Annotated in this window: 1 pseudogene; it reads right to left on the reverse strand. The window is 76.6% G+C overall.

Annotated features, from left to right (window positions below):
* Positions 1–794, reverse strand: a pseudogene (locus N869_RS18140) (2-succinyl-5-enolpyruvyl-6-hydroxy-3-cyclohexene-1-carboxylate synthase); the annotation flags it as partial.

A 794-nucleotide genomic window follows, 5' to 3' on the forward strand; every position in this document is an offset into this window, starting at 1 on the left:
AGAGCCCGGCCAGGTCGGCCCGGTGGGGGGTGGCGAATACCCGCTCGAAGACGGCGCTGCGGGCGGGATCGCCGTGCTCGAGGGTGGCGAAGATCGACCCGCCGTCGTCGTTGGCGACGACGAGCTGCAGGTCGGGGCGGGGCTCGTCGGGGCCGAGGAGCAGGCCGCCGACGTCGTGCAGGAAGGTGAGGTCGCCCATCAGCGCACGGGTGGGTGCACCGGTGGCGAGGGCGACACCGAGGGCGGTGGACACCGTGCCGTCGATGCCGGCCAGGCCCCGGTTGGCCAGGACGTGGGGTGCCTCGGCCCAGTCGGCGACGAGGTCGAGGTCGCGGACGGGGTGGGAGGAGCCGACGACCAGGACGGGGGTCGGGTGGTGGGCGACGAGGTCGGCCACGGCGGGGCCGGTGAGGTGCCGGTCTGTGCTGCGCACGACTTGCAGCGCCGTGTCGAGCGCAGCGTGCCCGGCGGCCAGCCACGGGTGGAGCCACTGCTCGTCGGGTGCGGGGGGACCGGCGGTGGAGGCCAGGGGGGCGCGGGTGACGGTGGTGGCGTTGCGGGCGGCGTCCGGCCAGGTCGCGCCGGTGGGGGTGAGGACGTGGACCTCGACGTCCTCACGGGCCAGGAGCCGTTGGACCGGGCGGGTGAGGGTGGGGCGTCCCAGAACGACGACGCGACGGACCGCGCCGCCCAGGGTCGGGAGGTCGAGCAGGAGCCGGTAGGCGGGCACGGCGCACCGGCCGGAGCGGGCGCCGGAGGACGGCTCGGCGAGCAGGGGCCAACCGTGGGCCTCG

The organism is Cellulomonas bogoriensis 69B4 = DSM 16987, from assembly GCF_000767165.1.
In the GTDB taxonomy this organism is placed as follows: Bacteria; Actinomycetota; Actinomycetes; order Actinomycetales; family Cellulomonadaceae; genus Actinotalea; species Actinotalea bogoriensis.